Origin of the sequence: Sandarakinorhabdus sp. AAP62 (assembly GCF_000331225.1) — a bacterium.
Classification (GTDB): Bacteria; Pseudomonadota; Alphaproteobacteria; order Sphingomonadales; family Sphingomonadaceae; genus Sandarakinorhabdus.
Genome location: NZ_ANFY01000007.1, coordinates 26,794 through 48,098, shown reverse-complemented (window position 1 = coordinate 48,098; position 21,305 = coordinate 26,794). Strand labels below are relative to the sequence as shown.

Sequence of the window (21,305 nt, the reverse complement as noted above, 5' to 3'; positions counted from 1 at the left end):
ATGGCGACATGGCAACTGGCGCAGATCAATATCGGCACCATGGTGGCACCGAAAGGTGACACCGCGGTGGCCGGGTTCTTTGATGCGCTTGATGCCGTCAACGCCATTGCCGATTCCAGCCCGGGCTTTGTCTGGCGGCTGCAGGATGAAAGCGGCAACGCCACCGACCTGCGGCCAACAGCCGATCCGGATCTGCTGATCAACATGTCGGTATGGGCCGATGTCGAAAGCCTGTCGGCCTTTGTCTATCGCAGCAATCACAGCGATTTAATGCGACAGCGCAAACAGTGGTTTCTGCCGTTCAAGGGCAGTTTTCAGGCGCTTTGGTGGGTGCCGGCCGGGCATCGTCCCGATGCTGTGGAAGGCTTTGGCCGGCTGTGGCTGCTTGATCGCTATGGCCCCACACCGCAGGCTTTTGGGTTCAAGTCCGCCTTTCCGGCGCCAGTGATGGAAGGCTGCTGATGGCTGAAACGAGCCCCATCGAGGATTTCCGCCAGGCGGTGGCCGCGTCCATGCGTGCGCTGGGCCATGCGCCGGATATGGAGCTGGCCTATACGGCCGACAAGCCGGGCTGTTTCGGTGATCAGGCGCGGGTGCCGCAGCCGGCGCGCGCATTGCCGCCGGAACAGGTGGCCGAAGTGCGCGGCTGGGCGGACAGTTTCGCGCTGAAACGCCGCTTCCACGATCCGAAACTGCATGGTGCGGATCAGCCGGATTCCGGCCTTGCCCGCGATATCTGGAATGCTCTGGAACAGGCGCGCTTTGAATCGCTGGGTGCCGCCGAAATGGCTGGTGTCGCACGCAATCTCGATCGCATGACCGAAATGCGCGTGCGCACCGATCCGATCGTGCGGGCGCGCACGGCCGAGGAAGTGCCGCTGGCCACGGCCCTGGGCCTGCTGGTGCGCGAACGGTTGACCGGTGCCGATGTGCCGCGCGCGGCGCAGCAAGCCGTGGACATGGTGCGCGGCCATATCGAAGCCCAGGCCGGCAAGCATCTCGATGCGCTGGCCGCGAATATGGAAGATCAGGCCGAGTTTGCGCAGCTGATTCGCCACGTGCTCGCCGATCTGGGCCTGGCCGCCGATCCCGACGAAGCCAGCGACGAAACCGAGGAAGGTGCTGACGGCCAGGAAGAGGAACAGCCCGGCGAGGACAGCGAAGACCAGGAGCAGGACGACGGCGGCGGCTCCGAGCAGTCGACTGAAACCCGTGCCGAAGACAGCAGCGACGCGCCCGAGGATTCCGAACAGCGCGAAGTCGAGATGGACACCGACGAAGTTTCGGACGCCGAAATGGGGGAGGAGGGCGAGGAAGGCATGATGCCGTGGCGGCCCAACCTGCCGCTTTCGGACCTGCCGCCCGACTTCGAATACAAGGCCTATACGACGAAGCACGATGAAGTGGTTGGCGCCGCCGAACTGTGCGACGACGAGGAACTGACCCGGCTGCGCAACTATCTCGACCAGCAATTGATTCCGCTGCAATCGGCGGTGACCAAGCTGGCCAACCGGCTGCAACGCCGCCTGATGGCGCAACAGAATCGCAGTTGGGATTTCGATCAGGAAGAAGGGATTCTGGATGCCGCGCGGCTGGTGCGCATCGTCACCAATCCGGCCCATGCGCTGAGCTACAAGATCGAACGCGACACCGAGTTCCGCGACACGGTGGTGACGCTGCTGATCGACAATTCGGGATCGATGCGCGGTCGGCCGATTTCCATCGCCGCGATCTGCGCCGACATTTTGGCGCGCACGCTGGAACGCTGCGCCGTGAAGACCGAGATATTGGGTTTCACCACCCGCGCCTGGAAAGGCGGGCAGAGCCGCGAAGCCTGGCTGCAGGCCGGCCGTCCGGCCAAGCCGGGGCGGCTGAATGATCTCAGGCACATCGTGTACAAGCAGGCTGATGCGCCGTGGCGGCGGGCGCGCAAGAATCTGGGCCTGATGATGCGCGAAGGCCTGCTGAAGGAAAATATCGACGGCGAGGCGCTGCTGTGGGCGCATGATCGGCTGGTGGCGCGCAACGAAGACCGCCGCATCCTGATGGTGATTTCCGATGGCGCGCCGGTGGATGATTCCACCCTGAGCGTGAACAGCGGCAATTATCTTGAACGCCACCTGCGCGCCGTGATCCGTCATATCGAAACCAAGAGCCCGGTCGAACTGATTGCCATCGGCATCGGCCACGACGTGACGCGCTATTATCGCCGCGCCGTCACCATCATGGATGCCGAACAGCTGGGCGGCACCATCATCGACAGCCTGGCCGCGCTGTTCGAGGAGGGCGGCGGAAAAGCGGGCGGCGGCTCGCGCAAGGGCAGAAGTCGCCGCTGACCAGCCTGCAAGACGGCGAAATCTGCTTCGAATCGCCTGTTCTCGATTGAAATCAGATTGACTTCACGGCGAGCCGTCGTCTGTCGCCGGCGGGCAGTTGGGTGCCAAGGCCAGCATCGATCCGATTGACCGCTCGTCTGCCAGTCCATGTTGCCCACGTTGGTTTGGTCCGCTTTCGGCGCGGCTCACCTTCTTGCTGCATGCGCCGGGTCAGCCAAGCGGCTGCAACCGCAATATTTCACCTTCGTAACTGGTTGCACAAGCGACTGGCGTATCGGTTCAAAATCGGCTTAGATGGTATGTAGCAAGATAAAGGTCGCAACACACTCGTTGCCGGGGGAATGGCGTGATGATGGACCGGGGCTCGTCAGCGACGCCGCTGTCGCCGATGCGACATGTGCGTTTGCGTTCGGGGCGTTTGCAATTGGCGCTGCTCGCGTTGCCGTTGGCTGTGATCTCGGCCAGCACCGCAGTCGCGCAAGTTGCCAGCACGGGCGCGCCAACACGCGAAGAAATCGATCCGACTCGGCGTCAGACATTCACTCAGCCCAGCCGGCTGATCGTGGATGGCGATATCGAGCGTAGCCCGTGCGCGCTCGCCGATCCGGCCTATGCCAATGTCAAGCTGACCATCACCCGCGCCGAGTTCAACAATCTGGGCCCGGTGCCGGCTGGTGATCTGGAAGCTTATTGGAAACCGCTGGCCGGCAAGGAAGTGCCGGTGTCGGCGCTGTGCGAGATTCGCGATGCGGCCGCCACCCATTTGCGCCGCATGGGCTATCTGGCGGCCGTGCAGGTGCCGGCCCAGCGCATCGAAGGCGGCGTGGTGCGCTTTGAAGTGCTCTATGCCCGGCTGACGGCGGTGCGGCTGCGTGGCGAAGCGGGCCGCAACGAAGGCCAGGTGGCACGCTATGTGAAGAAACTGGCCACTGGCCAGCCGTTCAACCGCATCGAGGCCGAACGCTATCTGCTGCTGGCGCGCGACATGCCGGGCATGGATGTACGACTGGCGCTGAAGCCGGCCGGCGGCGTGGCGGGAGACATGGTGGGCGAAATCAGCGTGCGCCGTCGCCCGATCGAGGCCGATCTGGTGCTGAGCAACCTCGCGCCGTCGCAGACCGGGCCGTACGGCGGCCAGGTGCGCGTGCAGGCCCATGGCCTGACTGGCCTTGGCGACCACAGTTTCATTTCCTATTACGCCACATCTGATTTCGATGAGCAGCAGGTGCTGCAGGCCGGGCATGATTTCGCCATCGGCGGCGAAGGGCTGCGCTTTGGCGGCCGTGTCACCCAGGCCTGGACCCGGCCCAGCCTCGGCGCTTCTGTGCCGCCGATCGATGCCGAAACCTTCTTTGCCAATATCGAGGCGAGCTATCCGTTCAAGCGCAGCCAGGCCGCCACGCTGGTGGGCCGTGCCGGCTTTGATCTGGTCAACCAGCGGGTGGAGTTCAACGCCAACCCGCTGTCACGCGATCGGCTGCGGGTGGCTTATGCGCGTTTCGATGGCGAATGGCAGGACATGCGGGGCCGCGGCCCCGGCGGTACCACGGCCTGGCGACTGGGGGCCAGCCTGGAGTTGCGGCAGGGCCTCGATGTGTTTGGCGCCAGCCCGGATTGCCTGGCCAATCCGGCCTTGTGCGCCGGCGCCGGCGTGGTGCCGCCCAGCCTGATCAGCGGCAGCCCCACGGCCACCGTGCTGCGCTTCACGGGCCTAGCTGAACTGCGGGTCGCCAGGAAGCTCACGGTTGCGGTGCAGCCACGCGGCCAGATCGCCAGCGGCGCCCTGTTCGGCTTCGAACGCTTTGCGCTGGGCAACTACACGGTGGGTCGCGGCTATGATCCCGGCGTGTTGACCGGTGATGACGGCGCGGCCTTCAATACCGAAGTGCGTCATGACGCCATCACCCTGTCGGAAGACTGGAAGCTGGCAGCGCAGCCCTATGCATTCGTGGATGCCGGCTGGGCCTGGTCGCGGGGAGTAGGCGCGGGCGCTGCCAATCCGGTCAGCCTGTTCTCGATTGGCGGCGGGACGCGACTGGTGATCAGCGATCGCGCCCGGCTGGATATCGGCGGTGCGATTGCCCTGAAGGATGCCGGCCCCACCCGTGCCGGTGATGTGCGAATGCTGGTGACGTTGACCACCCGCCTGCTGCCCTGGAGGACCCGCTGATGCGCCTGTTTGACGAAAGCGCCCCGGCCCGCAGTTCTGCTGCCCGAGCGGCCATCCGCCTGTCGCTGGGCGCTTCGCCTACCGTGCTGGCGGCCATGTTGGCGCTGCAGCCGCAAATGGCGCAGGCGCAGGCCTTCCAGGGCACCGAAACGGTGATCCTGGGCAACGTGACGCGCGGCACCAGTGGCAACACTGATTTCTTCACTGTCAACGCGGCGCAGAACACCATCAACTGGGCTCCCACCGACACGGCGATTGGTGGCGGGCCGATCGATTTCCTGCCGGCCGGTGCCACGGCCAGCTTCACCAGCGGCGCCGGCCTGCCCTACACCGTGCTCAACCGCATCATCGCTGCCGATCAGTCGCGCGCCATTGCCTTTTCCGGCACCGTGAGCAGCGATGCGCTGGGCAGCATCTGGTTCTATGCACCCGGCGGCCTGCTGCTCAATGCCGGCGCGCAGTTCAACGTTGGCAGCCTGTTGCTCACCGCCAATGATCCGGTGGGTGCCGCTGCCGGCCAGACCTATCTCAATGCCAACCAGTTCCAGCTGCGGGCCGCCAGCGGCAGCACGGCCGGGGTGGTCGTCAATAGCGGTGCGACCATCAATACCAGCAATTACATGATCATGGTGGCGCCGCGCTTCGACATGAACGGTGCGGCCACGGTGGGCCGTTCGGCCGCGCTGGTTGCAGCGGAAGATGTCAGCTTCACCCTCAACGGTGGCCTGTTCGACATCACGGCCAATGTCGGCACCACCGCTGGCGGTACCAGCCAGGTGGGCGGCAGCATCACCGGCCCGGGTGGCCTCGGCGGCCAGGGCATCTACAGCCGCATCTACGCGATGGCGGTGCCGCGCAACAACGCGATGACGATGCTGATCACTGGCGGCGCGCAACTGGGCTTTGCCGTTGCCAATGCCGCCGATGTCGATGGCAATGCCGTCGTGCTGTCGGGCGGGTATGACATCGTCGGCACGCCAGCGGGCCAGGGTGTGTCGCAATTTGGCCTGCTGCCGGTGGCGGGCAGCAATGCAGATGCGCTGGTGCGGGTGGAGAACAAGACCATCACGTCCAGCCTGACGATGCGATCGAGGAATGAGGCGCGCGTGTCCTCGACGGCGGGCGCGCTGAGCTTCGCCAGCGACCTCGAGGTCTATTCCGACAGCTTGGCCGTGGTGAATGGTGATGGCCTGTCGATAACGGTGGCCGGCAATCTTCTCGTTGATGCTTCCACACAATTCACCGGCCAGAGCGCCGGCGCCAATCGTACGGCAGGCACGGCCCAGATCTTCACCAATGGCACCGGCAGCGTGCAGGTGAGCGGCAACATCCTGGCGTGGGCAAATGGCGCTGGCGACGATGCCAGCAGCCCGGGCGTCGCTGGGGGCACCGGTACCGGCGGCTCGGCGACCGTCAACCCCAACGGTGGCAGCGTGCAGGCCACGAATCTGTCTATCCGTGCCGATGGCTTTGGCGGCGCAGCAATAGACGGCACCGGCGGCAGCGGCATCGGCGGTACGGCATTTTTCGAATCCGATGCATTGGGCAGCGTGGCCATCAGTGGCGATCTGGTGATCTCGGCCAATGGCGTTGGTATCGTTGGCAGTGCCGGGCGAACGTCGGGCAATGCCCAGGGCGGGACAGCGACGGCCAATATCACTGGCGGCACGTTCGCCACGTCCGGCATCGTCACGGTCTCTACCAATGCCGCCTATGCCGAAGTTGGCGATGATGGCCATGCCGGCGGCGGCACGGCGACCGGTGGCACGGCCAGCCTGTTCGTCAACAATGGCGCTGCCTTCACGGCATCCAGCGTCACCATCAATGCTGTTGCTGATGGTGGCCTGACGGTTGGCAACAACAGCTTTGTTGGCGGTACGGCGCGGCTCCATGCCCAGATCGGCGGCGGTCCGGTGAGCATCACCGTCAACGGCGATCTCACCATCGATGCCTCCGCGCTTGCCTCGAACGGTATTGCCGGGGGTAACACCAACGGTGGCACGGCCACCGGCGGCTTTGCCATCCTGCTCGGCCTGGGCAATCCATTGCTCACCCTGGGCGGGGATGGCACCCGCGTGGCGGCTGAGGCCCGCGGCGGCAATGGGGACGGCGGTGTGGGCGGCAATGCCAATGGCGGTCGTGCCCATGTCGACATGCAGAACGGCGGCAGCCTGCTGATCGGTGCCAATCTCGACGTGATTGCCGATGCGACCGGCGGCTCGGGCACGGTGGGCGGCAATGCCGTGGGTTGGGATGAGGGCGATGCCAACGCGCCGGCGGTGTTCGTGCGGCTGGGGCCCAATGTTGGCGTAAACGATCAGGGCATCCGCGTGTCTGGCAGCCTGTTCGGTTCGGCCGGGGCGTTCGGCGGCGATGGCAGCACCGGCGTTGGCGGCAATGCCACCGGCGGCTTTGTCGTACTGCTGGGGCAGTCAGGCACCATCACGGCGCCGTCGGTCTCGTTGCTGGCCGATGCTACCGGCGGGCAGGGCGTGGGTGGCGGTGCCGCCCGCTCAGGCCGGCTGTTTGGCGGCTTTAATGATGCCAATCTCACCACGGGCCAATTGACGCTGGATGTGGACGCCACCGGCGGCGATGCCAGCAATGGTGGCCGGGGCGGCAATGCCACGGTTGGCCAGGCATTCTTCGTCCTGTCGTCTCTGGAAGCCGGGCCGGGCTCCACCGTCAACGGCGGCTCTGTCCTGATGCTGGCGGCAGCGCAAGGCGGTGCTGGTGGCGGCGCCACGGCGGGTACGGCCGGAGCGGGCGGCGATGCCTTTGGCGTTGATCCGAATGCGACCGAACCGCAGTTGGTGATCGCGTCGCGGCCGGCGCGGTCAACCTTCATCGCCACGCAGGTCGCCATCGACAACAGCGTTGTCGGCGGCGAAGGCGGTGGTGGCCTTGGCACGGCCAATGGCGGCCGTGGCGGCAATGCGGTGGGCGGCGTGGTCAACGTCGGCACGACCAGCGGCCCCGTCACACCGGTGTCCAACCGCTCAAGCTTCGATTTCGGCACGATCTACTTTGTCGATGGCCGGGTGACGGGCGGCAATGGCGGCGGTATCGATGGCGATGGCATCGGTGGGCGCGGCGGTGATGCGACCGGTGGCAGTGCATCCCTGCTGGCGCGCGGTGCCGTGGTCACGGCAGGCGCGGTCAGCATTCTCACGTCGGCCTCTGGCGGCAATGGCGGTGGCGGCGGCAATAGCGATTTCGGCGGCGGTGATGCCGTTGGTGGCGAGGCCCTTGTTCTGGCGACGCCGCATTTCACGGCCGGTCTGCCGGTTGATGTGACTATCTCGGGGCCGGTGACGCTGATCGCATCGGCGCTCGGCGGCAGCTCGCATGTGCAGGGCGGCGAAGGCATTGGCGGCACGGCAGCGGCCTATCTGCAACGCCATGAAGCAGCCGGCGCGGCCCCCGTAACGCTGGTGGGCAGCATGTCGATCGCCAGCCTTTCGGCCGATGCCGGCGGCGTGGGCGGCGCAGCAATGGGCAATGGCGCGAGAGGCGGTGACGGCATTGGCGGCGATGTCGAACTGATTGCCGAAGGCGGCGCGTTCGATCTGCCCGGCGGTGCGCAGTTGACGGCCATTGGCAGAGGCCAGTCTGGCACAACAGGCAATACCGGCCTTTCCGGCGGCGACGGCGGTGCGGCCATAGGTGGATCGGCCAGCGTGATCGTGCGGCCCGGCGGCATTCTGACCATGCCGTTCCTCAACGTGGACGTGTCGGCGCTGGCCGGTCTGGGTGGCGACGGCGGTACGGGTCAGGCCGGCACGCCTCCCGGCATTCCGCTGCCGGGGCAACGCGATGGCAACCCCGGCGGCAATGGCCAGGCGGGCGGCGCTGGCGGCACCGGCGGGGAAGCGCTGGGTGGCAATATCACCATCGGCACCGATGCGGCCAACAGCGGCGGCAGCATAACGATCACCAGCCTGGGCCTGCGCAGCGATGCACTGGCCGGTGTTGGCGGCGGCGGCGGCATCGGCGGCGCCGGGGCCAATGGTGCGCCTGGTCTCGATGGCGATTCCATCAACATCAACGGCGGCAATGGCGGCGCTGGCGGCAACGGCGGCCAGGGCGGCAATGCTGGTGCTGGCGGCAACGCGACCGGCGGCAGCGTGCTGATCGGTGCGACGAGCAATGATCAAGGCACCGCCTGGAGCCTGAACGTGCCCTTGATCAGCCCGATCCTGACGGCTTCGGCCGGCAGCAGTGGTGTCAGCGGGCAGGGCGGTGCGCCGGGTCTGGGCGGCGCCGGCGGCGCGGCTGGCTTGCCTCCCGGTGTGGCCGGCACGCCGGGAGCCAATGGTAGCTTTGGCCTGTTCGGCTTTGAATCCTTCGCTGGCTTTGGCACGGGTGGGAACCTTCAGGTCTTGCTGTTCAACGCCAATCTCACCGCGCCGGGGATCGATCTTTCGGCCGATGCTGATGGGGCGTTCAGCTCCAATGCGCAGGCTGGCGATGCCCAGGCGGGTTCGGCCGAGCTGGTCATTTCCGGCGGCACCACCAGCCTGGGTTATGTCCGCCTGAGCGCCATCGGCCAGGGCGGCGATACCATTTCCGGCACGGGCGGCATCGGCCGTGCCGGCAGCGTTGTGTTCCGCATTCTTGATGGCGCTGATGTCACGCTGGGCACGCGCATCGCGCCGGTGCAATTGGTGGCCGATGGTTATGGCGGCGACGCCTTTGATGGCGGCTTGGGCAACAGCGGCTTTGCCGGCAGCATTCTGACCGAGGTGAGCAACGCCAACCTGCAGGTGAACGGCGATCTGGTGATGGTGGCCGAAGGCTTTACCGGCTTTGATGGTATTTTTGCCACTGCGACGGGCGGCACGCTCGATCTGCGCTTTGATGATGCCAGCAGCCTTGGGGTGAGCGATCAGCTGGTGCTGATTGCCAACGCCCGAGGTCCCGTCGCCAATGGTGGCCAGGTGACCGTTACCGGGGTTGGCAGCGGCAGCCTGACGGTGGGCGGTGATGCGCAATTCAGCGCCTCTGCGGAATTGATCAGCGGCCTGCCCGGGCTTCCCAGTGCGGGCGGCACTGTCACGATCAACACGGATGATGGCAACAGTTTCACCGTCGCCGGTGATCTGAGCGCCAGCGCCTCGGCCAATTCCTTCAGCCCGATGCCCAATGCGGAAATGCTGGGTGGCTCGGTTGCCGTGAACCATCGCGGCACGACCAGCATTGGCGGCGTCCTGTCACTGGATGCCAGCGCCATTTTTGGTGATGGTGCGGGCGGCGATGCCACCGGCGGCGATATCTCTGTCACAGCCGAGGCCGGCTCTTTCGTGACCGGCGGTCTGTCGTTCTCGGCTTCGGCTGAAGGTGGCGACGTGACTGGCGGCGTGCTCACTTCGGCATTTGGCGGCGCTGTCCTGTTGCGCGCCGATGCCGGCGCCAGCTTCAGCTCCATTGGCGGCAGTGTCAGCCTGGTTGCCAATGGCCGCGGTTTCTCCAACAACGATGGCCCCGGCGGCGACGGCGCGGCCGGTACTGTCAGCCTGGGCGCCGATGGCACGCTGGAACTGGACATGGGTGGCAGCGGCACGTTTGTTGCCGAAGCCATCGGCTATGGCGGCTCCAGCCTCAGCGGTGATTTTGCTGGCAACGGCTTCGGCGGTGGCATCGATTTCAACGTGGGCGCCGTCGGGACGCTGAACATCGTCAATCCCATCACGCCCGTGATCGAGCTGAAGGCCAACGGCATCGGCGGTGACGGCCAGCCCCAAGGCGGCGAAGGCAGGGGTGGCGGTATCTTCATCAGTTCGGACGGTGGCAATATGGCCACGTCGTCGCTCACCCTCAATGTACGCGGTGAAGGCGGGCTGGGCACCATCAGTGGCAATGCCAGTGCGGGCCGGGCCGAGATGTTCGTGGGCGGCGGTCTGACGAGCATTGGCGGCGATCTGCTGTTTGATGGCAATGCAGTCGTTGCTGGCGGTTCCGTGGAAGGGGATGGCACAGGCGGGCTGCTGGACGTGGACGTTTCAGCCGGCACGCTGAACGTGGCGGGCGCGCTGACGATGCGGGCCGATGGCGATGGCACGGCCAACATTGGCGGCACCATTGGCGTGAATGTCGGCAGCGGCCTGCTGGATGTGGGCGGCTCCACCACGCTGTCCGCCGTCAGCTTCAACGACACGGCAAATGCCAACACTGTTATTGAGGCAGGGACGGTCCTGATCGATGTTGGCGCTGCCGGCGAATTGCGCAGTGCCGGGGGCATGACAATCGATGTTACGGGCGCCGGCTCTGCCCCCGCGTTTGGCGTCGAAGCCAGTGCCGGCGTCGTCTTCTTCCAGTCGAACGGTCGTGTCCAGATTGGTGGCACCGGCCTCTCCATGTTTGGCAACGCCTTCTGGACGGGGTCTGGTGGACTGGGCGGGAGTGCCCAGGGCGGCGTGGTCGAACTGTTTGCCGACGATGGAACGTTCGAGACCACGTCGCTCACGATGGAGGCCAACGCCGGGGGCGGCGTCAATCCGGGCGGCATTGGCGGTTTCGGCTTTGGCGGCACCGTCACTCTGAGCATTGGTGATCCGGCCGTATTGACCTTGAGCGCACCGCTGTCGATTGCGGCGAACGGTTTTGGCGGCGCTGGCGATACCGGCGGCGAGGGCATTGGCGGTGACATCCTGGCCGTCATTGACAACGGCTCCATCAATCAGTTGGGCCAGCGCCTGCTGATCACCGCCAATGGGCTTGGTGGCGATGGCGCCTTGGGTCCCGGCGGCGACGGCTTTGGCGGCGACATCATTTTCGGGCCAGGCGACCTGACCGTCACGTCCACGGTTCCAGTGGAAACGGCCCTTGAAGCCACTGCCACGGGTGGCGCCTCCAGCGGCGGTGTCGGCGGTTTCGCCTCTGGCGGTTCGATCGACGTGTTTCCCGATGTTCTGGTGCAGGGCAGAAGCCTGTCCTTGCCCGGAGGCCTGAGCCTGAGAGTCAACGCGACCGGCGGTGTTGGCGCGGCTGGCACCGGCGGGGCGGAAGGCGGCAACGCCACGTTCGATTGGGAAATCGGGCCGGTAACACTGGCGGGCGAGCTGCTGCTCGATGCATCGGCCACCGGCATTGATGCCATCGGTGGTTCGGTCAGTGCCGCGGGGGATCGTGGTCCATTGGTGGCGACCAGTGCCCGCTTCCTGGCCAACGCCACGGGTGCTGATGGCGCCAGCGTTGGCGGCTCTGCCCAGGGCGGTGATGCCACCATCGACCTGTTCCGGGGCGCAACGGCCTCCTTCTCCGGTGGCGTGCTGCTGAGTGCCGTTGCCACGGGCGGCGTTGGCAATGCCGGTGCTGGCGGCGCTGCAACCGGCGGCAGTGCCACGCTCGATCTCGAAGCAGCGGGCACCAGCCTGACGGCGACGAATCTGACCTTCAACACGCAAGGGACTGGGGGCCAGGGCATTGGCGGGGCCGGCGGCATTGGCGAGGGCGGAGCCGCCCTGTTCGAATTGCGAACCGGCGCGCAGGCCACGATCACGGGCACTCTGGCGCAACGGGCCTCTGGCACCGGCGGCGCTGGCCTGATTGGCGGGCAAGGCATCGGCGGCAGCACCACGATCATCACCCGGTCTGGCGGGCAACTGCTCGGCAATGCTTTTGTCGATAATCTGGTTGCTGGCGGGCTTGGCGGCAATGGCGCGGATGGCGACGGCGGTCGTGCGGACGGCGGCACCGTTCTGGTCCGTGCTGAAACCGGCGGCAGCCTGGCGCTGGGCCGGATGCGGCTTGTGGCTGCCGGGGCGACGGGCGGCAACGCCGCTGGGGCGGGCAATGGCGGTGTGGCGCAATCGGGTACGCTGCAGATTTCGGCCGACAATGGCACCATCGATATTGCCGGCATCGAATTGTTCACAGCTTCGGCCGTGGGCGGCAACGCGGCGGGCAGCGGCAATGGCGGCGATGCCTTTGCCGGATCGCCCAGCGTGCTGGCCAGCAACGGCAGCAGCATCAACATCGTTGCCACTGGCGGCACGGTTGGCGTCAGCCTAACAGCGGCCGGCGCTGGTGGCAACGCGGTGGATGGGCGCGGCGGCAATGGCCTTGGCGGCACCGTCACGGTTGATGCCAGCGGCGGCAGCCAGATCACGCTGGATGGCCAGGCGGCCAGCAATATCCAGGTGTCGCTGCGCGCCCGCGGTATTGGTGGCACCGGGGCCAGTGGCGGCACCGGCACTGGCGGCCAGGTGCGCGCCGGTACATCGGGCGATGCCCAGCTCAGCCTGCTGGGCCAGGTGGAACTGGTCGGCGAAGGCGTTGGCGGCAATGCTTCGCAAGTGCTGGGCGGCAATGCGCTGGCCGGCCAAGTCACGCTCTCCATGAAACAGGCGGTCGCGACGACGGCGATCACGGCAGGGGATATCACCGTGCTGGCGGCGGCAACGGCTGGCAATGGCGGCAATGGCGGCGGCCTTCAGGGCCGCGGCGGCAGTGCCGATCTGGCGCTGGCGTCGGGCGTGTTCATCGGTTCGACCAACAATCGCGGCACCATGACCACCGGCACCATCACCGCCACCGTGGCGGCCACGGGCGGGCGCGGCGGCGATGGCCTGACCACCGATGGCGGCAGGGGTGGTGATGCCATTGCCGGCGGCATCCGCATTGGCTTTCTGAACTCCGATTTCGGCGGGCCGGATGCTGGCACCATCACCACCGGGATCGTCGATGCCAATGCCAGCGCCGTTGGCGGCGACGGCGGTGCCGGCAGCAGCGTGGATGGCGCGGGTGGCAACGGCGGTCAGGCGTCGGCCGGCGGCGTCAATGTTTTCGCCTTTGGCGGCACGTTGCGTGTGGCCCCGGCCAGCACCATTCAACCGGGGTTGATCGCCACAGTCAGTGGCCGCGGCGGCGCCGGCGGCAGCGGCCTGATCGGCGGCAATGGCGGCGGCGGCTTTGGCGGCGAAGCCAATATGGGCAGTTTCGCCAATCTGCAGGCCGGCGGTCAGCTGGGCCAGTTTGAAAGCGGTCGCCAGCAGGTTTCGGTTGATGGCGAAGGCGGTTCAGGCGCGATCGGCGGCGAGGGCCGTGCTGGCGGCATCGAATTGCGCTCGCTGGAAGGCGTGTCGTTGATCAACGGCCAGATTGGCTGGTCGGCGACTGCCATTGGTGGTGAATCATTTGCCGGCATTGGCGGATTGGCAGCTGGCGGTGGCTTTGGCCTGCTCGGCAATATCACCGTTGCCGGCAGCGTGCTGATGGATGCCGGCACGGCAGGCGGCAACGGCGAAAGCGGCGGCGGTGAGGCCTTTGGCGGTCGCATCGACTTGCGCGGCAACCTTGATCTGCAGGCCAATCTCGACGGCTTCATCACGGCAGCGGGCGGCAATGCCCTGGCCAGCGGCGCCGGTGGTCGGGTCACCGGGGGTTCGGCGGAGTTGCTGGCAGCCAATGGCGAAGCCATGCGCATTGCGGACTTTGTTGGAATTGCGGCCGATGTTGCAGGGGGCAATGGTGCATCTGGCGGCGACGCCACTGGCGCCAGCATAAGGCTGATTACGACCCAGCCGGGCTCATCGATAGACGTGGGTGGGCTGGATATCCTTGGCAACGCGGCTGCCGGCAATGGCGGCGTGGTGCCGCCGCAGGGTTTGGCGCGAGCCGGCAATGCCAGCGGCGGGACGTTCAGCGTTTCGACCGATGGCGGCTCGATCCGCGTGCGCAGCGATCTGGCGATCCGGCAGTCGCGCAGTGGCGGGAATTTCCTGAGCGGAACGGGTAACGGCGGTTCGGCCACGGGCGGCAGTATCGGGATCAGGGCGATCGCCGATCCCAATCTGGGCGGCGGTCTGATCACCGTTGACGGCATATTCTCGGTGGTGGCCAATGCCGCTGGCGGCAATGTCGATCCGCAGGCGCAGGGCGGAGGCGGCAGTGCCAACGGTACGAACCTGACCCTGAATGCGACAGCGGGCGCCGCGATCGATCTGGTGGGCGGCGCAGCGCTGACCATGAATGCAAATGGCGGCTCAAGCTCCAGCGGCGGTGGCGGCGCTGGTACGGGTGCGCGCTTTGTCACCACGGTCAATGCCTCCACGGTCAATATCGGAGGCGCTGGCCTCAATGTGGCCATGGACAGCCGCGGCGGAAGCGGTCTTGGCGGCGGTGCGGCGTTCGGGGGGCAATTTGATCTGTTCGTTGACAGCGGCGCACTCGTCATCGACGGCAACACCGCGATCAGGGCGGATAGCAACGGCGGCTTTGGTGCCGGTAGCAACGGCCAGGGTGGCAGCGGCGGCAGCGCCGGCGGCGCCGATGTCCGCTTGCAGCTGACCGGGCCGGACAACAACAGCCGCCTGCAGCTGTCATCTTCAGGCTCAGTCGAGATCAACGCGATTTCCAGAGGCGGCACTGGCGGCGGCGGTGAAGGCGGCGGCGCCGGCGGTGCGGCCACCGGCGGCACCATCGAACTGGGTGCCATCGGCAGCACCGGCACGATTGCCCTGGGCAATCTTCAGGCCAGCGTCTTTGCCGAAGGCGGCACGGGCGGCAATGGCCTGGATGGCGGCAACGGCGGCTCGGCGCAGGGCGGGTTCTTGTCTGTCGGCATGGCTGGCAACACCCAGGGCCCGGCGGGCGATTTCACCATGGCCAGCGCCGATCTTGATGCCAGCGCCCGCAGTGGCAATGGCGGCAGCGGCCAGCAGACGCCGGGCGTCAGTGGTGACGCCACGGCTGGATCGGTACAGTTGGCGGTCCGCGGCGCCAGCGGCAGTGTTGCCGGCAATGTTGATCTGGTTGCCGATGCCATCTCGCTTGGAACCGCGCGTGGCGGCGTGATTGAATTGAGCAGCGAAGGCGGCGGTAGCGGCGTCGGCGGTGATTTCGCCATCACCGGCAATGTGGTTGCTGAAAGCCGCACCACTGGTGCCACCACCCAGGCTGGCGCGGTGCGCGTGTTCGCGCTGGATGGCAGCCGCCTCGCCATGGCGAGTCTGGAATCTTTCGCCAACGGCACAACGCCGTCGGCCTCGCCTGAACGGGGTGGCCTGGTGGCCGATGTCGGTTCCACCATTGCCATTGCCGGCAGTGCCAGTGTGGTGTCGCCACACAGCCTTGGTCTGAACGATGGCGGTACCATCACCGCCGGCGGCCTTCTGGCTGTTTCGTCGGGGCAGCAGGTGCTGTCCAGCTTTGGCACACCCACGCCCGGCGCGACCGGCACCGTCACGGCCAATACGCTGGCGGTTGCAGCCGCTACCGGGATCGATCTGACGACCAACATCGCCGGCAGCGGCGATGTGCTGATGGACAGCGCCAATGGCGGCGTGCAGGTGGGCAATATCGAAGCCACGCGCAATGTCGGCCTGCTGGCGCCGGGTGCGATCAGCAGCGGCGCGCTCACCAGCGGTCGCGATCTGGTGCTGCTGTCGGGTGGCACCATCACCACCGGCGCGCTCGCGACGCCGGCCACCGGGCGCATCCGCATCGATGATTTCGCCCAGCGCAGCCTGGTCACCTTCCCGGGTGGCGTGGCGGATTATACGGCGCTGTTTGCCGCTGCGGCCACGGCGCGGGCGGGCGACACCGTCATCAATGGCAATCTGACGACTGGCCTGTTCGAGGCGCGGTCCACCGGCCTGCTGCGGGTCACGGGCACCATCAACGCCGCCATCGGCGCGCGGCTGGGGGTCGGCTCGCTGCAGATCGGCAGCACGGCAAGCCAGGGTTTCCTCGATCTGTCCGCTGTGGATAGCCTGGTGCTCGCCGATCTTGATGCACAAGGCCAGATCAGCCTGGCCAGCGATGGCAGCATCACAGCCGGCAATGTCACCACTGGCCAGTCGCTGGTGCTCGCCGCCAACCGGCCGGGCGCGACGCTTACTACCGGCAATGTGCGCGCCGATGGCGAAATCCGCCTGTCGTCCAACACCACGTTGACCACCGGCATCTTGTCTTCGGGCAATCGCATCTTCCTCACGGCGGGCGGCGCGATCCTGTCTGGCGCCATCGATGCCGGCACGGTCAATCCACAGGCGGGCGCTTCGGGTGTGCTGTTTGCCACCTCGCCGGCCACCATCCGTACCGGGCCGATCAACGTTTCGGGCAGCGCCACGCTGTCCGGCGTGCTGGGCGTGACGACAGGCAATATCGCGGCGCCGGGCGGCATCGTGCTGCTCGACACCGGCGGCATCGATGCGCGCAATCTCACCACTTCGCCGAGCGGTTTCGTCTACATCGCAGCGCATGATCTGTTGCCGCAGATCACGTTCGATCAGGCCGGCAATCCGCTGTTTGCCCAGCTGCTGGCCTCGACGCCGATTCGGCTGGTGGGCGACATCAATTTGGGCGACGCGACGACCGGACGCTTCATCGCGGCGGCCACTGGCAATTTCTTTGTCAACAACGCCACTGCGGCCACCAGCATGCTGGTGGATGTGGGCGGCTTCGCCACGCTTGATTTCAACATCAACACGCCCAGCCTCACGGTCACCTCCAGCGACATCGGGATCGACCCGCTGGCGGCGGTCGGCGCGGCTGGCGGCAGCATCGTCTTCAACACCACGGGGGCCACCACGGTCATCGTCGGCGGCGCCAGCGCGGCAGCGGTGCCAGGCACCTACCGCCTGTCTAATGGCGAGTTCGGCGCGCTGCGGGCCAGCAGCATCACGGTCAGAAGTTTTGCAGCTGGCATGACCGTCGATCAGCTGGCGTTGCCGGCGGTTGCGCCGGGCCAGGCCGCCAATCCGGGCGTGACGCTGCGGACCGACGGCACGTTGCGGGTAACGGGTGCAGTTACCATGGCGCAGGCGGGGGCAGACAACCGCCTGAACCTGATCGCCGGCAACCGCATTGAAGTGGTGCAGGGCAGCGGCAGCGTGCGGCTGGGAGCGGGCGTGGACACGCCGGCGGGCACTTTGGCCATCACGGCACCGCGCGTCTGGGTGGCGAGCGACAGCCTGCTCACCGAACTGGCCGGCAGCACGCTGGTTGGGCAGGCTCGCATTGATGCAGTGAATGCTGCTGGCGCGCCGGCTGTGGTGGGCGGCTCCATCGGCGCCGGCACCATCCTGATTGGCGCCGACCGCGAGGTGCTGATCCAGAACAGTGGCACCGATCAGCTGAAGGCTGGCTTCACCGCGGGCAGCGGCGGCCTGCGCATCCGCCGCGCCTTCGAAGGCAACAACCCCATGGAGGTGGTCATCAACGGCCGCATCCAGCGTGCCGACAACAGCTTCGCTGTCAATGCCGACACGCTGTCGCTGGTGCAGCTGGATCCGGGCATCAGCCTGGTGACCGCTGGCAGCACGGTGAACGGCTGCATCATCACCACGGCGACTTGCCCGGGCCTGCTGCTGGACGAACTGTTCCAGCCGGTGGTGACCATCATCAACAACGTCGAGGAACTGACACCGGAGCAGGAAGAACAGCGCGAGGCCGCCCAAGAGGCCGCCGAGAAGCTGCCGATCGTGCTGCTGCAGCGGCTGATCGATTTCAGCCCGCTGTTTGTCGATCCCGATGCCACCGATCCGGTGACCAGCGGCGGCAACCCCGCCTTGTGGATGGACCCGATGCCAAGAGGCGTGCGTACGCCGGGAGGGCTGAACTGATGCGCCGGATCCTCTCCCTGATGTTGTTGGCCAGTGCTGCGACCGCGCCGCCGGCTCTTGCTGCCGATGGCCTGTCGCTGGTCGACAGTTTCCGCATCGGCAATGCCGGCGTGCTGTGCACCGCGCAAAGCCAGGCTGCCGATCCGGCGCTGAAGGGCCTGTTCGATCGCGGTTATCGCATCATTTGCCGCGATGCGGCGGCGCCGGTGGGCAATATCTATGCGCTGCGCAGCGGTGCGCCTGCGTTGCCGGCCGGCTGCCCGGTGCCGGCGGCGGCCAGCGTGAAGGGGCTGCCCGGTGTGCAAGTCTCGCGCTGCACGATCGATGGGCTTGGCCATGTGCGTTATCAGGTGATGCGCGGGCGCACCCTGTATGTGGCCGATGGTCTTGCCGGCTATGGTTCGGCGCTGGAACTGGGGCTGCAATCGTTGCTGGCGGATAGCGCAGTGGTGGGCACGGTGGAAGTGGCGGCAACCGAAGCCGGCGATCCGGTGGCCTTTGCTCGCCTGCAGGCCGGCAGCCTGGAGCCGGGCCAGGCGCTGGCCGAAGCCTATATCCGCAACAACAGCGCCAGCTTTGCTGAATCGGCCGAGTTTTTCGATCTGCTGGTGGAACGCAGCCGGCAGGGCGCGCCGGGCTTCACCCGCAGCGCCGAATATCTGACCAACCAGGGCCTGCAGCAATCCAACCTGATGCAATTTGCCGATGCGGATCGCCTGTTTGCCCGTGCCGCCCAGGTGCTGGACAGCAGCGACCCGGTCGCCAGCCGCCTGCTGCGCAACCACCGCGCCCAACATTTGCTCAACCAGCGCCGCAACACCGAGGCGCTGGAAATGCTGGGTCGCTCGGTCAGCGGCAATGTCGGCACCACCGACGTCAGCCGCCTGTCCAGTGGCTTCATCGATACGCCCTTGTCGCAACGGTTGAACACCGATGATGCCGCCATGCGGGCGCTGGGCGCTGGCAGTGCGGCGCTGACGCTTGAAGAACGGGTGACGATTCTGGATGCCCAGGCACAATATCTGGCCGCTGCGGCTCGCGCCGGGCTGGGCGAACTGGCGGCTGCGGAATCGGCGCTGATCGCTGCCGACAATCAGCTGGCACGGCTGCGCGGTGGCCGGGTGCTCTCCATTCTGTGGTTGCGGGCCTCCGTCGCCAATGAACTGGCCCGGGTGGGCGAGCGGCTGGGCAAGGCGGCTGGCGCCCGTGCGGCGCTGGAACAGGCGGTCACGCTGACCGAAGCGCAGTTCCCGCAGAGCGCGGCGCTGCTGGCGGCCAGGGCGCAACTGGCAGCGTTGCTGGCCCGTCAGGGCGATGCGGCGGGTTCGGCCACCCTGTTCCGCGCGATCATCAAGGCCGCTCCGGAAACGCCGGGTGCGGGCCAGGTGCTGCGGCCCTTGATGGGCGCCTGGTTTGCGCAATTGGCCCAGCAGGGCGACGCTGCGGCGGCCTCCGACGTGTTTGATGCGTCGCAGATCCTGGTGCGCCCCGGCGTCGCGCAGACCCAGGCCGTGCTGGCGCGTGAACTGTCGGGCGGCAGCGACGAATCGGCGGCGCTGTTCCGCCAGTCGATCACCCTGTCCCGCGATATCGTGCGCACCGAAGGCGATGTCGCGCGGCTGGCGCAGATCGAATCGCCAACGTCGATCGAACAGGAGCAGGCTGCTGCCCTGCGCGAAAAATTGGCGCAGCTCGGCCGTGACCAGACCGCGGTGCTGGCCAAGCTGGCCGAGTTCCCGCGTTATCGCAGCATCAGCAACAGCACGGTCACGCTGGCCAACCTGCAGCAGGCGCTGAAGCCCGATGAAGCCTATTTCAAGCTCATCCTGCTCGGTGAAGAAGCCTATGCCCTGACGGTGAGCCGCGACAGCGCGGCGGTCGTCAAGGTGGCCGCTACAGCCAGCGACCTTGGCCAGATGGTGAAGACCATCCGCGATTCCGTGGTGCTGTTTGAAAATGGCCGGCCCACCACCTATCCCTTTGATGTTGCTGCGGCGCGCCGGCTGTACACGCTGCTCGCCGGCCCCGCCGATGGCACGGCAGCCAAGCTGGTGCTGGCCAGCCGCCATCTAGTCGTGGAACCCGATGGCGCACTGCTGCAATTGCCGTTCAACCTGCTGGTTACCACGGATGACCGGCTGGCCGAATATCAGGCGCGCCAGGATGATCCGAACGCAGACCCCTTCGATGCCCGCGGCATTGCCTGGCTGGGCCGCGAACGCATGATCTCCACCGCCACATCGGCGCGGGCGTTCATGGACGTGCGCAGCCTGGCCGGCAGCCGCGCTGCCAATGCCTATCTGGGCCTCGGCGAAAATGCCGTGCCAGCCGAAGCCGTGCCGCCCAGCCTGCCGCCACTACCGCCGCCGATCCCGGCAGCATCGCGCGGAAAAGGCAACAAGATGGCGCAAACCGGCACCGTCCGTGGCGCTGGTGCCGATAGCGGCGGTGGCTTTGGCCTCGCTGCGCCGGCCTCGCCGATTCCGGCCAGCAGCCTGCCCGTGCGCAGCGATTGCGACTGGCCGCTGGCGGAATGGAGCCGTCCGATTTCGTCGGCCGAGCTCAAGCTGGCCGCCGATCTCCTCAAGGCGGGCGGCTCAAAGGTCAGCACCGGTGCGGAATTCACCGATACCGCACTGATGGAACGCCGCGACCTGAAGGATTATCGCGTCATCCACTTCGCCACCCATGGCCTGGTCACGGCACCGCGTCCGGAGTGCCCGGCCCGTCCTGCCTTGCTGACCAGCTTTGGCGGCCCGCAGACCGATGGCCTGCTCAGCTTCCGCGACATCTTCGATCTCAGCCTTGATGCCGACACCATTATCCTGTCGGCCTGCGATACGGCTGGCGCCGCCACGGCGTCGGCCACGCGGGAAGCCGGCATCACCACGGGGGGCAATTTCGCCCTCGACGGGCTGGTGCGTGCCTTCGTTGGCGCCGGTGCCCGTGCGGTGATTGCCAGCCACTGGCCGGTGCCCGACAGTTTCGATGCCACCAAGACGCTGATCACCGGGCTGTTTGCTGATGCCGGGCAACTCAGCGTGGGCGAAGCGTTGCGGCGCAGCCAGGTCAAGATGATGGATGTCGCCGAGACGTCGCATCCTTATTACTGGTCGGGCTTTGCCATCATCGGCGATGCGGCGAAGCCGTTGATGGGCAAGGTGCCCGGCGGGCGTCCAGGTCGCTGAAGGCTCGTGGGCGCTGGTCTTGCCAATCTGAAGCGTGCCATCG

General features: G+C 66.8%; 5 protein-coding genes. All 5 read left to right on the top strand.

The features are described from left to right. The 5 genes from D619_RS0106690 to D619_RS0106670 all read left to right on the top strand — a co-directional run bounded on the left by D619_RS0106690 (position 1) and on the right by D619_RS0106670 (position 21,262). A complete protein-coding gene (locus D619_RS0106690) occupies positions 1 to 462 on the top strand; it encodes a DUF3291 domain-containing protein (protein ID WP_017667804.1) in 462 nt (153 codons plus the stop codon). Next, entirely contained in the window at positions 462 to 2,336 is a 1,875-nt protein-coding gene (cobT, locus tag D619_RS0106685) for a cobaltochelatase subunit CobT (RefSeq protein ID WP_017667803.1), read from the top strand. Before D619_RS0106690 ends, cobT begins: the two co-directional genes overlap by 1 nt. Before the next feature lie 451 nt (positions 2,337 to 2,787). Then, positions 2,788 to 4,506: a ShlB/FhaC/HecB family hemolysin secretion/activation protein gene (locus D619_RS0106680; protein ID WP_243442630.1), complete on the top strand. Its 1,719-nt coding sequence runs from the start codon at positions 2,788 to 2,790 to the stop codon at positions 4,504 to 4,506. Further along, positions 4,506 to 18,074, top strand: coding sequence for a hypothetical protein (locus tag D619_RS0106675; protein WP_017667801.1), 13,569 nt, complete (start codon positions 4,506 to 4,508; stop codon positions 18,072 to 18,074). Before D619_RS0106680 ends, D619_RS0106675 begins: the two co-directional genes overlap by 1 nt. Then, the gene (locus tag D619_RS0106670) at positions 18,074 to 21,262 is read left to right on the top strand and encodes a CHAT domain-containing protein (RefSeq protein WP_017667800.1); all 3,189 of its coding nucleotides are present in this window, start codon (positions 18,074 to 18,076) and stop codon (positions 21,260 to 21,262) included. The genes D619_RS0106675 and D619_RS0106670 overlap by 1 nt, the downstream gene beginning before the upstream one ends. Positions 21,263 to 21,305 lie beyond the last annotated feature (43 nt).